This is a genomic window from Celeribacter sp. HF31 (assembly GCF_011806455.1).
Classification (GTDB): Bacteria; Pseudomonadota; Alphaproteobacteria; order Rhodobacterales; family Rhodobacteraceae; genus Celeribacter.
Window position 1 is genome coordinate 359,675 of the sequence record NZ_JAATOT010000003.1, and the last position, 15,887, is coordinate 375,561.

Consider the following 15,887-nt stretch of genomic DNA (forward strand, 5'->3'; position numbering starts at 1 on the left):
TCGTATCAGGCCGCTTTGGTGTAAGACACCGGCTTGCCGACAAAGGTCTTGTCGCCAACGCGCACCTGAATGTTTCCGTTCTGCGTTTCGCCAACATATTGGCCCTGAACGGAGATGTATTTCCCAAGAGTGATAGAACGCATCATTATTTTGGCCCCCAAAGCTAAATGACGTTAGCGTTAAACTATCTCAAAATGTGTTAAAAATCATTTACAAATTTAAGACAAATGGCGTTTTTAAGCACAAATGTTGTGCAAACAGGGGGTCCAAACAACAAAATGTTACGTTTCTGCTATGCAGAAACTCAAAGAAGGTCGCGGAGGATGGGAATCAGAGGAATATCGGCGGGCGGCATCGGATACTCGCGAAGATCGCGCGCTTTGACCCATTTCAGAACCTGACCTTCGCGCGGGGTCGGCACACCGTTCCATTTGCGACAGGCAAAGAGCGGCATCATGAGATGAAAATCGTCATAGCTGTGAGACGCAAAGGTCAGCGGCGCGAGGCAGGAATTCCAGGTTTCGATCCCCAATTCCTCATGCAATTCGCGCACCAAGGCGGCCTCCGGCGTCTCCCCCGGCTCGACCTTGCCGCCGGGAAACTCCCAGAGACCGGCCATGGATTTGCCCTCGGGCCGCTGTGCCAAAAGCACGCGACCCTCGATGTCGATCAAGGCAACGGCAGAAACGAGCAGCAATTTCACGATCTATAATCCGCGTTGATGGTGATGTAGCCGTGGGTCAGGTCACAGGACCAGACGGTCGCGGTGCCATTGTCGAGGCCCAGATCAACACGGATGACGATCTCGTCGTTCTTCATGTACGCAGCACCGGCCTCTTCGGTATAGCTGGGCGAGACCCAACCGTTTTCAGCCACAAGAATATCGCCAAACCAAATGGTGAGACGATCCCGCTCGGCGCGTTCACCGGCTTTGCCCACGGCCATCACGACACGACCCCAGTTCGGATCTTCGCCAGCAACGGCGGTTTTTACCAGCGGCGAGTTCGCAATCGCCATGGCAACGCGGTGCGCCGGGCCGTTTGCATTGGCGCCGGTGACCTGAACCTCGATGAGTTTCGTCGCGCCTTCGCCATCGCGTGCGATCTGAATCGCCAGGTCTTTCATCACGGCATGAAGCGCTTCGCGGAAGGCATGCACACGCGGATCGGCGAAATCTGTGATCGGCGCCATGTCCGCCTTGCCGGTCGCACCGACGATCACCGTGTCAGAAGTCGAGGTATCGCCATCGACGGTCACGCAGTTGAACGTCTTGGCATTATCGAGCCAGAGACATTGTTGCAGCACATCGCGAGAGATCGCGGCATCGGTGAAGATATAGCAAAGCATGGTTGCCATATCGGGCGCGATCATGCCGGAGCCCTTCGCGAACCCTGCGATCTTGATGGTCGTCCCGTCGAGATCGGCACTCTGCGTCGCGCCCTTCGGGAAGGTGTCGGTGGTCATGATCGCGCGGGCGGCCATGTCCATGCTGTCGGGCGATAGAGCAGCATTCAGATCAGCGATTTTCGCGGTGATCCGTTCCCATTTCAGAGGCTCGCCGATCACGCCCGTGGAGGCGGTGAAGACGCGCTTCTGGTCGATGCCCATTTCTTCGGCGACCGCTTCGGTGATCTTGGCGACTGAGTCAAAGCCGCTTTGCCCCGTGAAGGCGTTCGAGTTGCCGGAATTCACCAAGATCGCGGCCTTGCCCGGAAGATCGAGCGTGACCTTTTCCTGACAATCAATGACGGCCGCAGAGCGGGTGGTGGAGCGGGTAAAGACGCCGGCGATGGCTGAGCCTTCGCACAGTTCGGCAAGCATGACATCCGTGCGGCCCGAATAGCGCACGCCAGCCTCGAGGGCGGCGAAACGCACGCCGTCGATCACGGGCAGCTCGGGAAATCCGCCTTTCGGAGCAAGCGGGGAAACATGGGTGATTTTGGCCATCGTCGGCGTCCTTACAAATGCGCGGGTCTTGGAGCGCGAAGTTATTGCAGCAGATCGTCCATCCGCAGGGCGGCGGGATCGATGCCTTCTACAAGCTCGACGTTACCATCGGTTTTCAGCGCTTCAAGAGCTTCCGTGATCGCGGCCTCTTCGATGTCGGCGGCAAGCTCGTCCTGCACCTCTTCGAGCGGTGGGACGGAGGCCAGGCGGGTTTCCATCAGCTTGATCACATGCCAGCCGAACTGGGTCTGAACCGGCTGCGAGACGCTGCCTTCTTCCATGTCGACCACGGCTTCTTCGAAGGGCGCAACCATCATGCCGAGACCGAACCAGCCGAGATCACCACCATTCGGACCGGACGGGCCAGTGGATTTTTCACGCGCCAGCTCGGCGAAATCGGCGCCTTCATCGAGCGCTTTGACAAGCTCCAATGCCTCTTCTTCGGTGTCCACGAGGATATGCGCGGCGTGGTATTCGCGACCCGGCTCGAATTCCGCGTATTTCGCGTCGTAGGCGGCCTTGAGGCTTTCGTCGGTCACGGCATTGGCCGCAATGGTTTCAAGTTGATGACCCGCGATGAGCACGCGCTCTTCGTTGTCGAGTTGAAGTTTCAGGCCTTCGGAAACATCGCCCGCCGCCTGTTTCAGAAGCTCTTGCTGCACAATTTGGTTCACGATGCCTTCAAAAAGCTGTGCGTCGGGCAGGCTTTGGTACTGCGGCGGCAGGGATTGGCGCGCGGCGATGATGTGACCGAGGGTAATTTCCGTCCCGTTTACCGTGGCAACGACGGTCGAAGAGGTCATATCCTGGGCAAAGACCGGTGCGGACGTGGCAAGTGCGAGAGAAAGCAGCGCTGCCGTGGCGGAAAAACGGTATTTCATGGAGAAAATCCTTCCTGTCGGCGCCATTCCGGGGCGCGACGTTGACACTCAAGGTATGGCCCCTTACATCGCGATAGGTCACTGAAGAGGAGCCTTCACGCCCGTTTCTATGGGCAGAGCGGCAGCGGGGCAATCCCTCCTCTCACACGATCCTGTCAGGACGCATCGAGCGGAGAAAATATGCTGGGCATCGGTACACTCGCGAAAAAGGTTTTCGGGACCCCAAATGATCGCAAGATCAAGGCAACCCGACCTCTCGTGGCAAAGATCAACGCGCTGGAGCCAGAGTTCGAAAAACTCGATGACGCCGGGCTGATTGCAAAAACGGAAGATTTCAGGAAACGCGTGGCGGAGGGCGAGAGCCTCGACGCGCTTTTGCCGGAGGCGTTTGCGAACTGTCGCGAAGCGGCGCGTCGTGCGCTTGGCCTGCGCGCGTTTGACACGCAGCTCATGGGCGGCATCTTCCTGCATCAGGGCAATATCGCCGAGATGAAAACCGGTGAGGGCAAAACGCTCGTCGCGACCTTTCCGTCCTATCTGAACGCCCTGACGGGGAAGGGCGTCCATGTGGTGACGGTCAACGAATATCTGGCCACCCGCGACGCCGAATGGATGGCGAAAGTCTTTGCGGCTTTGGGGATGACCTGTTCCTCGATCTACAGCCAACAGCCCGAGGACGAGAAGCGCGCGGCCTATGCCTGTGACGTGACCTATGCGACGAACAACGAGCTGGGCTTTGATTACCTGCGCGACAATATGAAGTCTGAGCTGAAAGAGATGGTTCAGCGCGGGCATCATTTCGCCATCGTCGATGAAGTCGACTCGATCCTGATCGATGAGGCCCGGACGCCTTTGATCATTTCCGGCCCCTCCGATGACCGGTCCGAGCTTTACCAAGCGATTGATGCGCTGATCCCGCGCTTGACGGATGAGCATTTCGAGCTTGATGAGAAAACCCGTCAGGTGACCTTTACCGAAGAGGGCAACGAGTTCCTCGAACAAATCCTGCACGAGGCCGGGTTCCTGCCGGAGGGACAGACGCTTTACGATCCGGAAAGCACCACCATCGTGCACCACGTCAACCAGGGTCTGCGCGCGCATAAACTGTTCCAGAACGGTGTGCATTACATCGTGCGGGACGGTGGCGTGGCTTTGATCGACGAATTCACCGGACGCATGATGGCCGGGCGTCGTCTCGCCGATGGTCTGCATCAGGCGATCGAGGCCAAGGAAGGCGTCGAGATCAAGCCTGAGAACATCACCATGGCTTCGGTGACCTTCCAGAACTATTTCCGCCTCTATGAAAAACTTTCCGGCATGACCGGCACGGCCGCCACCGAGGCCGAGGAATTCATGGAGATCTACAAACTCGGCGTGGTCGAAGTGCCGACCAACCGTCCGATTCAACGGATCGACGAACATGATCGCGTGTATCGCACGGAAGGCGACAAATTGGCCGCTGTCGTGGAATCGATTCGCGAAGCCCATGCCAAAGGCCAACCGGTTCTCGTCGGCACCACCTCCATCGACAAATCCGAAGAGCTGTCGCAGCTCCTGACCAAAGAGGGCATCACACACAACGTGCTGAACGCCAAACAGCACGAGATGGAGGCCCAGATCGTCGCGGATGCCGGCAAATACGGCGCGGTGACCATCGCGACCAACATGGCGGGCCGCGGCACGGACATCAAACTCGGCGGCAACGTCGAGATGAAGGTGATGGAAGCCATCGCTGCCGATCCCGACACCAACCCCGACGAAATTCGCGCCCGCATCGAGGCGCAACATGTCGAGGAAGAAAAGCGCGTTTTGGAGGCGGGGGGGCTTTACGTTCTGGCCACAGAGCGTCACGAAAGCCGCCGGATCGACAATCAGCTGCGCGGTCGCTCCGGTCGTCAGGGTGACCCGGGCCGTTCCTTGTTCTTCCTGTCTCTGGAAGATGACCTGATGCGGATTTTCGGCTCCGAACGTCTCGACAAGATGCTGTCGTCTCTGGGCATGAAAGAGGGCGAGGCCATCGTTCACCCCTGGGTCAACAAATCTCTCGAAAAGGCACAGGCGAAGGTCGAAGGGCGTAACTTCGACATCCGTAAACAGCTTTTGAAATTCGACGATGTGATGAACGATCAGCGTAAAGTGGTCTTTTCGCAACGCCGCGACATCATGGAATCCGAGAACGTCAACGAGATCGTCGAGGATATGCGCCATGAGGTGATCGAAGATCTCGTGGGCGAGGCCATTCCGCCGAAATCCTACCCGGATCAGTGGGATGTCGAAAATCTGCATCGCGAGCTGGCCGAAGCGCTCAACATGGATCTTCCGGTCAAGGATTGGGCGGACGAAGAGGGCGTCGATGACGAAGCGATCATCGAACGCATCTCCGAAGCTTCTGACCGCATGATGGCGGAGAAGGAAGAGTCCTTCGGTGTCGACCAGATGCGTCAGATCGAAAAGCAATTCCTGTTGAACACGATCGATGCGAAATGGCGCGAACATCTTTTGACGCTTGAGCATCTGCGGTCCGTCGTGGGCTTCCGTGGCTATGCGCAGCGTGATCCGCTCAACGAGTACAAAAACGAAAGCTTCCAGCTTTTCGAGAGCATGCTCGACAGCCTGCGCAGCGAGGTGACGCAGAAACTGTCCCGCGTGCGTCCGATGACCGAAGAAGAGCGCAACGCCATGTTGCAGCAACTTGCTGAACAACAGGCCGCCGCCGTCGCCGGTGCACAACCGCAACCCGTTGGGGAACCCGAAGAGGGTCACCCGAACGCGGTTCCGGGGTTTGATGAAAACGATCCCTCGACCTGGGGCAATCCGGGGCGCAACGATCTTTGTCCCTGCGGTTCTGGTAAAAAATTCAAACATTGCCACGGCGCCGTTTGATTTTGACAATGCGACCCGTGTTCGATCTTCGACACGGGTCGTTTGCTCTTTGCGGTTGAAACTCCGGCGGCCACATCGGACACTCCTGCAAAATTTCATATTCTTATGAGGGCGCTGAGCCATGTTGAAATCTCTGTGGGCTCTCGCTGCAACCTTGACTGTTCTGGTCTCGCCGACTGTGGTGCTGGCTCAGGATGTGAACCTGCTGTCGCGTGACGGCTCCATCTCGATCAGCGGAAATTTCCTAAGCTTCGACGGTGAGTTTTACCGGGTCGAGACCGATCTCGGTGTGCTCACGGTGGACAGCTCCGGCGTGCGTTGCGAAGGGCCGGGGTGTCCTGATCTTGACGGCTATTACGCGCAGATTCGCTTGTCGGGCGACACCAAGGGCACCCGCACGCTCTTGCCCGCGCTGATCACCGCCTTTGCGCTCCGAAATGGCTATACCGTTGCGACAAATTCGCCGAGCGAAACCCAGCGTTCGATGATCCTGACGGATGCAGAAAATGACATTACGGTCGGGGAATTCCTGCTCTCCGATACGTCCAGTGCCGAAGGATTTGCCGATCTCGTCTCCGAGAACACCGACATGGTCCTGTCGCTGCGCAAGGTCGCGCCTAAGGAAATGGCACTGGCCTATGAGGCCGGTGTGGGCGATCTGTCCGATCCTCTGCGCGCCCGCGTGGTGGCGCTTGATGGCTTGGTGCCTGTCGTGTCGCGGTCGAACATCGTGCATGGGCTGTCGCTCTCTGACTTGTCGGCGATTTACCGGGGCACGGTGACGAATTGGCAAGAGCTCGGCGGGGCGGATGCGCCGATAGTGGCCCATCTCATGCGGGACGATTTGCAGGACGGAAGCGAGTTTCGTCGGATGATCCTCGGGCATGGTGTCCAGATTGCAGACGGGGCGGTGACGCTTCATGACCGCTACGACAGTCTGGTCGCTGCGATTGAACAGGACCCCTATGCTCTGGGTCTTGGTCGTATGTCGGAGGGCGGAACGGTGAAGCCGGTCGGCCTGAGCGGCGCCTGCGGGTTCGAGGCGCGCGCGGCAGCTTCTGACATCAAGAGCGAGGATTACCCGCTGACCCGCCCTGTGTTTCTCTACACGCCCGCGCATCGTTTGCCGAAACTGGCGCGGGAGTTCCTGTCCTTCGTGGTGTCGCCTGCGGCGCAGATCGTGGTCGCGCGGACGGATTTTGTCGATCAGGGCGTGGATGAGCTGTCTTTCCGGGATCAGGGGTGGCGGTTTGCCAATGCGATCCGCCATGCGGGCGACGACATCACACTCGAAGATTTGCAATCCGTGACAGGCACGCTTCAGGGCGCCAAGCGCCTGACGCTCGGGTTTCGTTTTGAAGGCGGCTCAACCACACTCGATGCGCAGTCGCGCTCGAACGTGCATCTTTTGGCAGAGCTTTTGGAGGCGGGCGTTTATGATGGCCAATCCCTGACCTTTGTCGGATTCTCGGATGGTCAGGGGCGCGCCTCGATCAATGCGGCCCTGTCCAAGCGCCGGGCTGAGGCGGTTTTGAAAGCGGTCAGACAAGCGATGGGCGAGGCTTTCGAAGCGGATCGTGTGACCCTGCGTGCCGAAGGGTTCGGTGAGGCGATGCCTTTGGCCTGCGATGATGTCGAATGGGGCCGGTCTCTGAATCGACGTGTCGAAGTTTGGGTCAAAGATCAGAGATAGCCCGACCCACGGAAGCTCAGCTCTGTCGATTTTCCGATGATCAGGTGATCGTGCAACTGGATGTCCAGGGCCTCGGCGGCATCCCGGATCTGGTTCGTCATGCTGATGTCCGCGTCCGAGGGCGTCGGATCACCCGACGGATGATTGTGCACAAGGATCAACGCGGAGGCGTTCAGCTCCAGCGCGCGTTTCACCACCTCGCGCGGGTAGACCGGGACGTGATCGACCGTGCCACGGGCCTGTTCCTCATCGGCGATCAGGATGTTTTTGCGGTCGAGATAGAGCACGCGGAACTGTTCGGTTTCACGATGGGCCATGGTGGTATGGCAATAGTCCAGAACCGCGTCCCAGCTCGAAATCACGGGCCGCTGCATCACGCGGGCGCGGGCCAGACGGTGGGCGGCGGCCTCGACGATTTTGAGGTCCTGCGCTGCTGCAATATCCATTCCCTCGACTTCCAGAAGACGCGCGATCGGGGCGGAGATGACACGGTTGTAGTCGCCGAAGGCCTCGATCAAGGCGGCGGCAATCGGTTTCACATCCGCTCGGGGCAGGGCGCGATAGAGCACGAGTTCCAACAGCTCATAATCCGGCATCGCCTGCGCACCGCCGTCGATGAAGCGGTCCTGCAAATGTTTGCGATGATTGCGCAGATAGCTTGGCGGGCGCGAGGGGAGAACGACCGGGCGGGCCTCGTCGAGATCGAAGAGCCAGTCGGGCATTTCCCGAAATGCGGAGGGGGTCGAGGGCGTGTTCATGGACTAATCCATGGCCCGATTCGCTGAAAAAGTAGTTAACGCAAATTAAGAGAGGGCGCCGAAGCGCCCTCTTACATCACTCAGGAATGTTTCATCCCATCCCAGAAGCTTTTGACTTTCTTGAAGAAAGACGAGCTTTCCGGGTTGTTGCTGTCTTCGCCCAGCTTGTCGAACTCCTGGAGAAGTTCCTTTTGCTTGGCGGTCAGGTTCACAGGCGTTTCCACCGCGAGCTCGATGAACATGTCGCCCTGACCGCCACCTCTGAGCGCTGGCATACCTTTGGCGCGCAGGCGCATTTGGCGGCCGGATTGGCTGCCAGCGGGGATTTTCACCCGCGAGCGACCGCCGTCGATGGTCGGCACTTCGATGTCACCGCCCAGAGCAGCCGTCGCCATGGAGACGGGCACGGAGCAATGCAGGTTGACACCTTCGCGTTCGAAAATCGCGTGGGGACGGACCTCGATGAAGATGTACAAATCCCCGGTCGGCCCACCGCGAAGACCCGCTTCGCCTTCGCCAGCAAGGCGAATGCGCGTGCCGGTTTCGACGCCCGCGGGGATGTTGACGGAGAGCGAGCGCTCTTTCTCAACACGACCCGCACCGTGGCAGTCTGGACAAGGGTCTTTGATGATCTGACCAAGACCACCACAGGCCGGACAGGTGCGTTCGACCGTGAAGAAACCCTGCTGGGCGCGGACCTTGCCCATGCCGGAGCAGGACGGGCAGGTTTGCGGTTCAGCGCCGTTGGCCGCCCCCGTGCCGCTACAGCTTGTGCAGGCGACGGAGGTCGGGACGTTGATGGTTTTCTGCGCGCCGGTGTAGGCTTCTTCGAGGGTGACGCGCATGTCGTAGCGCAGGTCCGAGCCGCGTTGCGCCCGAGACCGGCCGCCGCCGCGTTGACCGCCCATGAAGTCGCCGAACAGGTCGTCGAAGACATCGGAGAAGGCCGAGGCAAAGTCGCCCTGACCTGCGCCGCCGCTGAAGCCACCACGACCACCGCCCATGCCGCCTTGCTCGAAAGCGGCATGACCGAAGCGGTCATAGGCGGCTTTCTTGTCGGCGTCCTTGAGCGTGTCATAGGCCTCGTTCACTTCTTTGAACTTGGCCTCCGCATCGGGGTTGTCCTTGTTGCGGTCGGGGTGAAACTCCATCGCTTTTTTGCGATAAGCTTTTTTGAGCTCCGCGGCATCCGCGCCTTTTTCGACGCCAAGCACTTCGTAATAATCGCGTTTTGCCATGGATCTTTTCCTCTAACAGAACCGCAAAGTCGAACCGGCCCAAAGAGGGCCGGCTCACACGGTCCTTAGATGCGCTTACGAGCGCTTGTCGTCGTCAAGATCCTCGAAATCGGCATCGACGATGTCGTCATCGACGGAAGACGGACCTTCATCGGTGTCGACGTCATCGGACTGACCCGAAGCGGCTTGTTCGGCCTTGTAGATGGCCTCACCCAGTTTCATGGCCGCGTCGGTCACGTTCTGGATGCCGGAGCGGATTTTGTCCGGGTCTTCGGTTTCGAGCTGATCCTTGAGCGCGGCGATCGCAAGCTCGATGGCTTCGATCGTGGTCGGGTCGACCTTGTCGCCGTGCTCTTCCATGGATTTCTCCGTGGAGTGGATGAGGCTTTCCGCCTGGTTCTTGGCTTCGACGAGATCCTTGCGCTTCTTGTCGGCTTCGGCGTTTTCTTCGGCGTCCTTGACCATCTTTTCGATGTCGTCATCGGACAGACCGCCAGAGGCCTGGATCGTGATCTTCTGCTCTTTGCCGGTGCCTTTGTCCTTCGCACCCACTTCGACGATACCGTCGGCGTTGATGTCAAAGGTCACTTCGATCTGCGGCATGCCGCGCGGTGCCGGCGGGATACCTTCGAGGTTGAACTGGCCGAGGATTTTGTTGTCAGCGGCCATTTCGCGCTCGCCCTGGAAGACGCGCAGTGTCACGGCGGACTGGTTGTCTTCAGCCGTCGAGAAAATCTGCGACTTCTTGGTCGGGATCGTCGTGTTGCGGTCGATCAGGCGTGTGAACACGCCACCCAGCGTTTCGATACCCAGGGACAGCGGGGTCACGTCGAGCAGGAGCACGTCTTTGACGTCGCCTTGCAGAACGCCGGCCTGAATGGCGGCGCCCATGGCAACCACTTCGTCCGGATTCACGCCTTTGTGGGCCTCTTTGCCGAAGAATTTGGTCACTTCTTCGATCACCTTCGGCATACGGGTCATCCCGCCCACCAGCACGACTTCGTCGATGTCGGAGGTGGAGAGACCAGCGTCTTTCAGAGCCGCTTTACACGGGTCCATCGAGCGTTTGATCAGATCGGACACGAGGCTTTCGAGCTTTGCACGGGTCAGTTTGACCACGAGGTGCAAAGGCGTGCCCGAAGACGGGTCCATGGAGATGAACGGCTGGTTGATCTCCGTCTGCGTGGACGACGACAGTTCGATCTTGGCTTTCTCGGCGGCTTCTTTGAGACGCTGGAGGGCCATTTTGTCTTTGGTCAGATCGACGCCATGCTCTTTTTTGAACTCCTCGGCGAGGTAGTTCACGATGCGCATGTCGAAGTCTTCACCACCCAGGAAGGTGTCGCCGTTGGTGGCCTGCACTTCGAAGACGCCATCGCCGAGTTCGAGGATGGTCACGTCGAACGTACCGCCGCCAAGGTCATAGACCGCGATGGTTTTGGTGTCGTCTTTGTCGAGGCCATAAGCCAGCGCCGCGGCGGTCGGTTCGTTGATGATCCGCAGCACTTCGAGACCGGCGATTTTGCCGGCGTCTTTGGTGGCCTGACGTTGAGCGTCGTTGAAGTAGGCCGGAACGGTGATCACCGCCTGGGTCACTTCTTCGCCGAGGTAGGACTCAGCGGTCTCTTTCATCTTGCCCAGGATGAAGGCGGAGATTTGCGAAGGCGAATATTTGTCGCCGCGCACCTCGACCCACGCATCACCATTGCCACCGTCAACGATGGAGTAGGGCACGAGTTTCTTATCTTTTTCCACGGCTTCGTCGCCCATGCGACGGCCGATCAGGCGTTTCACGGCGAAAACCGTGTTCTCGGGGTTGGTCACAGCCTGACGTTTGGCTGCCTGACCCACGAGGCGTTCACTGTCGGTGAAACCGACGATGGAGGGCGTGGTACGCGCCCCTTCGGAGTTCTCGATCACACGCGGCTGCGACCCATCCATGATGGCAACGCAGGAGTTGGTGGTCCCGAGGTCGATACCGATGACTTTGGCCATGCTCAAAATCCTCTCTTAGGCGATGTTGTGACGTTGGACCCATTGCGGCGTCCGCCGTCGATCCCAGTGTTAATGACCGACCTGAAATCCAGTTTGAAGTTCGGGCCGATCAAGGCTTCTGGGCGTATATAAGGACCGGTTTTGGCCCCTGCAAGTTGTGCAAGGGGGTCTATGCGTGGAAAAATGGAGTCATTTCCGTAAGAAACCGTCAGAGGGTGTTAAAAATGCAGAAATCCGTGCCGTTGGATTTGCGGGGGATGCAGGTGTTCAAAGGGCTTTTGTCGCCCGAGGAACAGAAACACCTGGTCGAGACGTTGCGGGATGTGGTGCGCGAGGCGCCTTTGTTTCATCCGATGACACCGTCGGGCAAACGGATGTCGGTGCGGATGACGTCCGCCGGGCGGTTCGGTTGGATCACGGATGCCAAGGGCTATCGCTACAGTCCGACGCATCCAGATGGGCAGCTGTGGCCTGAGATGCCGGAAATCGTGCTGAAGGTCTGGTCGGAGGTGTCAGGCGTCACGCGCGCACCCGAGTCCTGTCTGATCAATTTCTACGACGCTGAGGCCAAAATGGGCCTGCATCAGGACCGCGACGAACAGGATTTCTCTCAACCTGTGGTGTCGATCTCTTTGGGCGATGAGGCGCTGTTTCGGGTTGGCAACGAGACGCGGGGCGGCAAGACGGAGAGTCTGTGGCTCAGCTCCGGCGATGTCATCGTGATGGGCGGGCCTTCGCGGCTTTTGTATCACGGCATCGACCGGGTGAAGCCGGGAAGCAGCGGTCTGTTGCCGAAAGGCGGGCGGATCAATGTCACGCTCAGGGTCGTGACCTGAGCCTCAGCGCGCACCCCAACTCAACGACACGCGTCTGCGGGTGAAAAACTCCGCCAGAAGCCCGATGGTCAGGCACACGAGCGTGAAGACGACCGGATACATGATCGAGCTTTTGTGCGGATTGTAATTCACGAAGGTGAAACCGCGGGCCTGATCGATGGTGTGGAACAAAGGGTTCCAGGTGAACATGGCAATCATGAAGGCCGGGGTCTGGTTGGCCACGAACATCTTGCCGGAGGTGAAAAGATTCGCCCGCGTATAAATCAGCTGAAGAATCCGAACGAACCCCGGCGCCCAGGGTTTCGCCGCCAAAAACACCATGCCGATCGCGGAGCCGGAAGCCCAGGCCAGAAGGAACATCCCAAAGGCGCCGGTCATGTTTTGAAAATGCACGGTGCCCCAGCCCAGAGAGTAGCCGAACAGGATCACGGTCACAGAGAGCGTCTGGATGTACAGCGTGCTGAGCGCCGAAGAGGTGATGGCGATGGCCGTGTTCATCGGCGCGTGCTGCATCATGGGCGAGGCGGCGGTTTCCGATGAAGCGACGGCGGCAAGGGATTTGTTGTGCGTGAGGAACAGGAAAATCCCCGACATGATATAGAGAATGAAATCGCCCCGGATCGCGGTGCCGCGCACGCCTATGATGGAGTACATAAAGCTGAAGACAGCGACGAGGATCAGGGTTTGCGAGATGCTGATCAAAAGCCCGATGATCGGATTGCCGTTCGTCTTGCGGACATGACGCACGGTGTTGACGAAAATCAACCTAAGGACAGTCAGGGCCGCCGATAGGCCGCTCTGTGTTCTGGTGTAGTGAAACATCCTGTAGGTCCTGTCCTGAGAATATTGCCTGCCGATACGGGATTCGGACGAGGGATTTCTTGCTGTTCCCTGTGAGCCGTAGCATAAGGTTGTTGAGGTTTTCTTTCAACGAAAACGCATCGATGTGGCGATTTAGGAGCGTAATAATGGATTTTGATCAACTCATCCCGGTAATGCGGCGCCTTGCGATCGAGGCCGGGGAGAAGATCCTCGAGATCTACAATTCGGATGATTTCGAGGTGAAAACAAAGTCTGACGAAAGCCCGGTGACCGAAGCGGATGAGGCGGCGGATGCCTTGATCTCCGCAGGTCTTCGCGCGGCGTTCCCGGATGTGACGTTGATCACCGAGGAACAGGCGGAGTCGCACGATCTGAAATCCGACACGTTCCTGATCGTGGACCCGCTCGATGGCACGAAGGAATTCGTCAAGCGCCGCGGCGATTTCACCGTCAATATCGCCTATGTCGAAAAAGGCGTGCCGCTGCGTGGTGTGGTCTATGCGCCCGCTAAGGATCGCCTGTTCATCACTGACGCCTCTGGCCAATCCTACGAGGAGCTCGGCCCCTTCGATGCGGCCACTCCGGGCGAGATGAAGAAAATCTCTGTGTCCAAACCGGACAATGAGGGTCTGATGATCGTCGCCTCGAAATCCCACCGCGATCAGGCGACCGAGGATTACCTCGCGAAATACAAAGCCAAGGACAGCAAATCGGCAGGCTCTTCGCTGAAATTCTGTCTCGTGGCGACCGGCGAGGCCGATCTTTATCCGCGCGTCGGGCGCACGATGGAGTGGGACACGGCGGCAGGTCATGCTGTTCTTTTGGGCGCGGGCGGCGAAGTCGTGCGTTTCGACGATCACAGCCCGCTGACCTATGGCAAAGAAGACTACGCCAACCCCTTCTTCATCGCCTATGCGCCGGGCGTGGAATTGAAAGACGCCTGAATGTCCGTTCTGATCGTTATTCCGGCCCGGTTCGCCTCGACGCGCTATCCGGGCAAGCCGCTTGTGGAGCTGACCGGTGCCACGGGTGAAAAGAAATCCCTGATTCAGCGCAGCTGGGAGGCCGCCGTGGCCGCCGAGGGCGTCGATCGTGTGGTTGTGGCCACAGATGATGATCGCATTCGCACCGCGTCGGAGGCCTTTGGTGCGGAGGTCGTCATGACGTCTGAGACCTGTGCCAATGGGACCGAACGCTGTGCCGAGGCGCTCGAAGCGCTGGGCGGCGGGTATGACATCATCGTCAATCTGCAAGGTGACGCGCCTTTGACCCCCGCCTGGTTTGTCGAGGAGCTGGTCGCAGGCTTGCGTGCGCATCCGACGGCCGAGGTGGCGACGCCGGTTCTGCGCTGTGACGGTCGGGCTTTGAACGGCTTCCTCGAAGATCGCAAAGCGGGTCGCGTGGGCGGCACAACCGCCGTTTTCGGGTCGGACCACAAGGGGCTCTATTTCTCCAAAGAGGTGATTCCCTATACTGCGGAAACTTATGCCGATACGGATGAGACCCCGGTGTTTCACCATGTGGGGGTTTACGCCTATCGCCCTTCCGCGCTGGGCGCCTATCCGAAGTGGCCCATGGGCCCTCTGGAACGTCTCGAAGGCCTTGAGCAACTCCGATTCCTCGAACAGGAGCGCCCCGTGCTTTGCGTCGAGGTCGAATCTCGGGGGCGGCAGTTCTGGGAGCTCAATAACCCCGAGGATGTGCCACGGATTGAGTCGATGTTGGCGGAAATGCGCGTAGAATAACGCTGACTTTTTGTCTTTTTGCTTATTTCTTGTGCGGATGCTAGGGAAGACGGTACAGAGTTGTAAAACTGTGCCTTTCCTATGTGAATAGATACAGGTGATGCTGATCTTCCGGCGTATTGTTCGTAAGGTCGGGGCAAGTGTAAGCAATTAATGGGCTCATGAGTGCGAGCCGAAGGAGTGAAGATGAAAAAAGTCACCAAAGCGATTTTCCCAGTGGCGGGTCTTGGCACGCGGTTCTTGCCCGCAACCAAATCCATCCCGAAAGAGATCATGACCTTGGTCGACCGCCCGCTGATCCAATATGCCATCGACGAGGCACGGGCCGCCGGCATCAAGGAGTTCATCTTCGTGACCTCACGCGGCAAAGGCGCGCTTGAAGATTACTTCGATCACTCGCCGGTGCTGGAGCAGGAACTGCGCAAGAAGGGCAAGGACAAGCTTCTCGAAGTTCTGAAAACCACCAACATGGACAGCGGTGCCATCGCCTATATTCGCCAGCACAAGGCCCTGGGCCTCGGTCACGCCGTGTGGTGCGCGCGTCGCCTGCTTGATCCGAAAGAACCCTTTGCCGTGATCTTGCCGGATGACGTCATCGCGGCGGAAAAGCCCTGTCTGCAACAAATGGTCGAAGCCTATGAAGAGCTTGGTGGCAGCGGCTCGATGGTTGCCTCCATGGAAGTGCCGGCGGATAAAGTCTCCGCTTATGGTGTTCTCGATGTGAAAGAGGACATGGGCAGCACCGTGTCCGTCAAAGGTATGGTCGAAAAACCGGCGCCGGGGACTGAGCCGTCGAATCTTGCCGTCATTGGCCGTTACATCCTTGATCCGGCGGTGATGAAGAACCTCAACCAGATGAAATCCGGCGCTGGTGGTGAGATTCAGCTCACCGATGCGATTGCGGACGAGATTGGCACGGAGCGTGGCGTCTATGGCTACCGTTTCGCGGGCCAGCGTTTCGATTGCGGGTCGAAAGCGGGTTTCCTTCAGGCGACGATTTCTTTCGGTCTGTCGCGTGACGATCTGCGCGATGAGCTTCAGGAATATCTGGATGAACTGTCCGCAGTTCGTGCTGCCGCTCAGTAAGGA

14 protein-coding genes are annotated in these 15,887 nt (G+C 58.7%); 6 read left to right on the plus strand and 8 right to left on the minus strand.

Going from position 1 to position 15,887, the window contains the following annotated elements:
• Positions 1-5: 5 nt before the first annotated feature.
• The 4 genes from HCZ23_RS08005 to HCZ23_RS08020 all read right to left on the minus strand — a co-directional run bounded on the left by HCZ23_RS08005 (position 6) and on the right by HCZ23_RS08020 (position 2,828).
• Positions 6-146, minus strand: coding sequence for a hypothetical protein (locus tag HCZ23_RS08005; RefSeq protein ID WP_217703143.1), 141 nt, complete (start codon positions 144-146; stop codon positions 6-8).
• Between the two features lie 158 nt (positions 147-304).
• A complete protein-coding gene (mutT, locus tag HCZ23_RS08010) occupies positions 305-703 on the minus strand; it encodes an 8-oxo-dGTP diphosphatase MutT (protein ID WP_167601206.1) in 399 nt (132 codons plus the stop codon).
• Positions 700-1,947 (minus strand): bifunctional glutamate N-acetyltransferase/amino-acid acetyltransferase ArgJ, encoded by a 1,248-nt coding sequence (argJ, locus tag HCZ23_RS08015; RefSeq protein ID WP_167601207.1) that lies wholly within the window; start codon positions 1,945-1,947, stop codon positions 700-702. Before argJ ends, mutT begins: the two co-directional genes overlap by 4 nt.
• A 41-nt stretch (positions 1,948-1,988) precedes the next feature.
• Positions 1,989-2,828, minus strand: coding sequence for a peptidylprolyl isomerase (locus HCZ23_RS08020; protein ID WP_167601208.1), 840 nt, complete (start codon positions 2,826-2,828; stop codon positions 1,989-1,991).
• Positions 2,829-3,008: 180 nt separating this feature from the next.
• Between HCZ23_RS08020 and secA the strand changes: the two genes are divergently transcribed.
• Both secA and HCZ23_RS08030 read left to right on the plus strand, forming a co-directional pair.
• Complete coding sequence (gene secA / locus HCZ23_RS08025) at positions 3,009-5,711, plus strand: preprotein translocase subunit SecA (protein ID WP_167601209.1); 2,703 nt, start codon at positions 3,009-3,011, stop codon at positions 5,709-5,711.
• Positions 5,712-5,832: 121 nt separating this feature from the next.
• Positions 5,833-7,404, plus strand: a complete 1,572-nt coding sequence (locus tag HCZ23_RS08030) for a phosphate ABC transporter substrate-binding/OmpA family protein (protein ID WP_167601210.1) — start codon at positions 5,833-5,835, stop codon at positions 7,402-7,404.
• On the opposite strand, the gene radC is transcribed toward HCZ23_RS08030, so the two are convergent.
• The 3 genes from radC to dnaK form a co-directional block, all read right to left on the minus strand.
• Positions 7,395-8,126 (minus strand): DNA repair protein RadC, encoded by a 732-nt coding sequence (gene radC, locus HCZ23_RS08035; protein WP_167601390.1) that lies wholly within the window; start codon positions 8,124-8,126, stop codon positions 7,395-7,397. The two genes, HCZ23_RS08030 and radC, sit on opposite strands and share 10 nt — an antisense overlap.
• A gap of 116 nt (positions 8,127-8,242) precedes the next feature.
• The gene (gene dnaJ / locus HCZ23_RS08040; RefSeq protein ID WP_167601211.1) at positions 8,243-9,400 is read right to left on the minus strand and encodes a molecular chaperone DnaJ; all 1,158 of its coding nucleotides are present in this window, start codon (positions 9,398-9,400) and stop codon (positions 8,243-8,245) included.
• Between the two features lie 75 nt (positions 9,401-9,475).
• A complete protein-coding gene (dnaK, locus tag HCZ23_RS08045) occupies positions 9,476-11,395 on the minus strand; it encodes a molecular chaperone DnaK (RefSeq protein WP_167601212.1) in 1,920 nt (639 codons plus the stop codon).
• Between the two features lie 224 nt (positions 11,396-11,619).
• Here dnaK and HCZ23_RS08050 point away from each other — a divergent pair, with 224 nt between their 5' ends.
• Positions 11,620-12,231 (plus strand): alpha-ketoglutarate-dependent dioxygenase AlkB, encoded by a 612-nt coding sequence (locus HCZ23_RS08050; RefSeq protein ID WP_167601213.1) that lies wholly within the window; start codon positions 11,620-11,622, stop codon positions 12,229-12,231.
• A gap of 3 nt (positions 12,232-12,234) precedes the next feature.
• Here HCZ23_RS08050 and HCZ23_RS08055 read toward each other — a convergent pair whose 3' ends face one another.
• Positions 12,235-13,053 (minus strand): ABC transporter permease, encoded by an 819-nt coding sequence (locus HCZ23_RS08055; protein WP_167601214.1) that lies wholly within the window; start codon positions 13,051-13,053, stop codon positions 12,235-12,237.
• Positions 13,054-13,199: 146 nt separating this feature from the next.
• On the opposite strand from HCZ23_RS08055, the gene cysQ reads away from it, so the two are divergent.
• The 3 genes from cysQ to HCZ23_RS08070 all read left to right on the plus strand — a co-directional run bounded on the left by cysQ (position 13,200) and on the right by HCZ23_RS08070 (position 15,884).
• Entirely contained in the window at positions 13,200-13,997 is a 798-nt protein-coding gene (gene cysQ, locus HCZ23_RS08060) for a 3'(2'),5'-bisphosphate nucleotidase CysQ (protein WP_167601215.1), read from the plus strand.
• Positions 13,998-14,798 carry a 3-deoxy-manno-octulosonate cytidylyltransferase gene (locus HCZ23_RS08065; RefSeq protein ID WP_167601216.1) on the plus strand — a complete coding sequence of 267 codons (801 nt, stop codon included), beginning with the start codon at positions 13,998-14,000 and terminating at the stop codon, positions 14,796-14,798.
• 186 nt (positions 14,799-14,984) lie between these two features.
• Entirely contained in the window at positions 14,985-15,884 is a 900-nt protein-coding gene (locus tag HCZ23_RS08070) for a UTP--glucose-1-phosphate uridylyltransferase (RefSeq protein WP_167601217.1), read from the plus strand.
• The last annotated feature ends 3 nt before the right edge of the window (positions 15,885-15,887 follow it).

Excerpts from the sequence above, each read along its gene's own strand:
- HCZ23_RS08050 (WP_167601213.1), top strand. The coding sequence starts at position 11,620 with ATGCAGAAATCCGTGCCGTTGGATTTGCGGGGGATGCAGGTGTTCAAA.
- dnaK (WP_167601212.1), bottom strand. The coding sequence starts at position 11,395 with ATGGCCAAAGTCATCGGTATCGACCTCGGGACCACCAACTCCTGCGTT.
- dnaJ (WP_167601211.1), bottom strand. The coding sequence starts at position 9,400 with ATGGCAAAACGCGATTATTACGAAGTGCTTGGCGTCGAAAAAGGCGCG.
- cysQ (WP_167601215.1), top strand. The coding sequence starts at position 13,200 with ATGGATTTTGATCAACTCATCCCGGTAATGCGGCGCCTTGCGATCGAG.
- argJ (WP_167601207.1), bottom strand. The coding sequence starts at position 1,947 with ATGGCCAAAATCACCCATGTTTCCCCGCTTGCTCCGAAAGGCGGATTT.
- HCZ23_RS08065 (WP_167601216.1), top strand. The coding sequence starts at position 13,998 with ATGTCCGTTCTGATCGTTATTCCGGCCCGGTTCGCCTCGACGCGCTAT.
- HCZ23_RS08055 (WP_167601214.1), bottom strand. The coding sequence starts at position 13,053 with ATGTTTCACTACACCAGAACACAGAGCGGCCTATCGGCGGCCCTGACT.
- HCZ23_RS08020 (WP_167601208.1), bottom strand. The coding sequence starts at position 2,828 with ATGAAATACCGTTTTTCCGCCACGGCAGCGCTGCTTTCTCTCGCACTT.
- HCZ23_RS08070 (WP_167601217.1), top strand. The coding sequence starts at position 14,985 with ATGAAAAAAGTCACCAAAGCGATTTTCCCAGTGGCGGGTCTTGGCACG.
- radC (WP_167601390.1), bottom strand. The coding sequence starts at position 8,126 with ATGCCCGACTGGCTCTTCGATCTCGACGAGGCCCGCCCGGTCGTTCTC.
- HCZ23_RS08005 (WP_217703143.1), bottom strand. The coding sequence starts at position 146 with ATGATGCGTTCTATCACTCTTGGGAAATACATCTCCGTTCAGGGCCAA.
- HCZ23_RS08030 (WP_167601210.1), top strand. The coding sequence starts at position 5,833 with ATGTTGAAATCTCTGTGGGCTCTCGCTGCAACCTTGACTGTTCTGGTC.
- secA (WP_167601209.1), top strand. The coding sequence starts at position 3,009 with ATGCTGGGCATCGGTACACTCGCGAAAAAGGTTTTCGGGACCCCAAAT.